General features: G+C 54.5%; 3 protein-coding genes. 1 reads left to right on the forward strand and 2 read right to left on the reverse strand.

Going from position 1 to position 2,591, the window contains the following annotated elements:
• Positions 1-25 precede the first annotated feature (25 nt).
• Both Q0106_RS07900 and Q0106_RS07905 read right to left on the reverse strand, forming a co-directional pair.
• Positions 26-181 (reverse strand): hypothetical protein, encoded by a 156-nt coding sequence (locus tag Q0106_RS07900; RefSeq protein WP_297611249.1) that lies wholly within the window; start codon positions 179-181, stop codon positions 26-28.
• A 591-nt stretch (positions 182-772) separates the two neighbouring features.
• The gene (locus tag Q0106_RS07905; protein ID WP_297611251.1) at positions 773-1,927 is read right to left on the reverse strand and encodes an RNA-guided endonuclease TnpB family protein; all 1,155 of its coding nucleotides are present in this window, start codon (positions 1,925-1,927) and stop codon (positions 773-775) included.
• Between the two features lie 79 nt (positions 1,928-2,006).
• On the opposite strand from Q0106_RS07905, the gene tnpA reads away from it, so the two are divergent.
• A complete protein-coding gene (gene tnpA / locus Q0106_RS07910; RefSeq protein WP_297611254.1) occupies positions 2,007-2,411 on the forward strand; it encodes an IS200/IS605 family transposase in 405 nt (134 codons plus the stop codon).
• Positions 2,412-2,591 lie beyond the last annotated feature (180 nt).

Here is a 2,591-nt window from a genome sequence, read left to right on the forward strand (position 1 = left end):
TGATAAAACTATACAGGGCTGAGCTTCAATAAATATTTGTAATCGTCAGCCCTGCAAGCAGCCCTGCCGGTCCGTAGACAACCTCAGAAGAAATGCCGGAAAGCGCTTCATAGCGGGAAAGCACCGCCGGGAGCGCCCGGGAGAGACTCCCGGCCGCATAAATGCGCAAAGGATGAGTCATAAGCACCACCTTGAAAAGGCTGGTAAACATGGAGATAGCTATATTAGCGCCGGCAATGGCAAGCGGCTTCGGCCGCGCGTCCAACGATCTTTGTCAGACGTTTCTGTTTCTTTTCGGAGCTCATCTGCTCCCGGAAGCACCTGCCCGACCTCTGCTCATTCTGCTCTTTCGAAACGTCAGATTGAAAAAGGCTGTCGACAACATTCTTCTCCATGCCGGCATGACTTGAAAAGTGCTGTGCGCAAAAAGAGAAAAAAGCCTTAGAATCAGAAGCCCAAAATTTGAACCGCAAATCTCTGTAGTCGCTCTGCCGGAGGCGTCCGGCCCCATCAGGCTCCGACCTTCCGGTCCTGATGGGCAGAAAAACAACGGCCCAACGTATTGCGTTACGCCGGGCCGTCACGTACGAAGGAGACGAAGCATGAATCCTAACTATTCACGCTTTGCTGTTTTCCTCCTCGTCGTCCTCGAATTGTGGAGCAGCTGGCATTTCTGTGTCAAGCGTGACTACTCCCCGTCCAATTCTTCGAATTGGGCGAGGCTTCTCGCTTCTTCGGTCACAACCCGGATGTCTCCGGGATTTACACGACCTCAGCGAGCATTGCGAGAGGACATTTCTCTCCGCAGGACGGGCAGCCCCTCCGCCCTCAATTTTCTAATGCCTTCTGCCCGGATGTTGGCTGCTGCGTTGACGTCGCGGTCATGATGAACTCCGCAGTGCGGGCAAGTCCATTCGCGCGTCGCCAGATCAAGCTTCTCAAGCTTGAAGCCGCAGCAGGAGCACGTCTTTGAAGAAGGATAGAAAGGATCGATCTGCACGAAGTACTTTCCTTCCCGCTTCGCTTTGTAGGCAATCATTCGGAAGAGCTCGCTCCAGGCGGCATCAGCAATGGATTCCGCCAGGCGTGGGTTCTTCAGCATGTTGATGATTCTCAAACTCTCCGCAGCCAGCGCTTGGCTTTCGTTCACGAGTCGCGAAGAGACCTTGTGAAGGTTGTCGTTGCGGGCATTAGCCACGCGCTTATGCGCGCGTGCGAGCCTGCGGCGCGCCTTCTCGCGCCGGCGGCTGCCCTTCTTTGTTCTTGAAAACTGCCGGCATCTGCGGCGCAGCGCCTTGCGGGCACGTTTCAGATGCTTCGGGTTCGGTTCCTTGCGGCCGTTCGATTCCGTAAGGAGATCCTTGATGCCGACATCAATGCCGGTGACCTGATCCTCATAGATCTCCTTGAGAGGCTCCTTTTCAGCAAGACCATCCTCCCAGAGCACGGCGGCGTAATAGTCGCCTGCGGAATCGACTTCAAGCGTAATGCTCTTCACCTTGCCGACGACCTCACGGTGAATCCTGGCCTTGATCGGCTCCATCTTCGGCACGCGTACATAGTTGGGGCCGACGGAGACGTTGGTGCAGTGATAGCTCGACTGCGGACCTCTGCGGGACTTGTAGTGAGGAAAGCCCGCTCTTTTCTCAAAGAATGCGCGGTAGCTCTTGTTGAGATTCCGCACCGATTCCTGAAGCGCCATCGAATCGTATTCCCTGAGCCATGCGTACTTCTTCGACTTCTTGGCTCTGGCGATGAGCGGCTTGATCTCGTGGATGAGATCAAGCGATACGCCCCGCGTGCGGTAGTAATGCTTCTTCAGGAAGAGCGCCATGTTCCAGCACTTGCGGACAGCACCCCATTGCGCCCAGAGAAAAGCTTCCTGAACGGCAGTCGGATAGATGCGGAATTTCGCAGCGCGGAGCATATAGCGGTCAAATTAATTTATCATTAAATAACATTATGATGTTATCATAATTATGATTTAGAGGTCAAGGAGAATTCCAATGTTCGACGACTATGAAAGAGCGCGTCACAGCGTGACGAAGCTCCATGTGCATTTGATTTTCACAACGAAATACCGGCGCAAAGTGATGACGCCGAACGTACTGGAAAGCGTGCTTGCTGCGCTAAAAATAGCGGCGGAGGATTTAGGCTGCAGCCTCCTGGAGGCCAATGGGGAGGCGGATCACGTGCACCTGCTCGTGAGCTATCCGCCGAAGGTGAGCATCAGCGAGATGGTGAACCGCTTTAAAACGCGTTCGTCCCGGAAGATACGCGAGGAATATCCAGGGATTCTTGAAGGCGGCAGAACAGGGCTCTTCTGGTCGCGCAGTTATTTCGCCTGTTCCGTAGGCGGCGCCTCCCCTGAGGTTCTTAAAAAGTACATTGAGAATCAGACAACCGATTAGCCAGCCGCCATTCCTCCCCGCCCCATCCGGGGCGAGGGCTCCTGGCGGTTTTTGCTGATGCCACTTTTTTTGAGGAGCTCCCTGTCGTACTTAATTGTACGGCAGGGATTTTTTTGTGCGCCCGACAGCGCACGTGTGTTTATGTGGTGAAAGTCCACTGACCGCCCGAGAAGGGGAAGG

Source organism: uncultured Sutterella sp. (assembly GCF_937923675.1).
GTDB lineage: Bacteria > Pseudomonadota > Gammaproteobacteria > Burkholderiales > Burkholderiaceae_F > Sutterella.

What these genes read in the sequence shown, in the direction of transcription:
- Q0106_RS07900 (WP_297611249.1), bottom strand. Translation starts at nt 181, where the DNA reads ATGACTCATCCTTTGCGCATTTATGCGGCCGGGAGTCTCTCCCGGGCG.
- tnpA (WP_297611254.1), top strand. Translation starts at nt 2,007, where the DNA reads ATGTTCGACGACTATGAAAGAGCGCGTCACAGCGTGACGAAGCTCCAT.
- Q0106_RS07905 (WP_297611251.1), bottom strand. Translation starts at nt 1,927, where the DNA reads ATGCTCCGCGCTGCGAAATTCCGCATCTATCCGACTGCCGTTCAGGAA.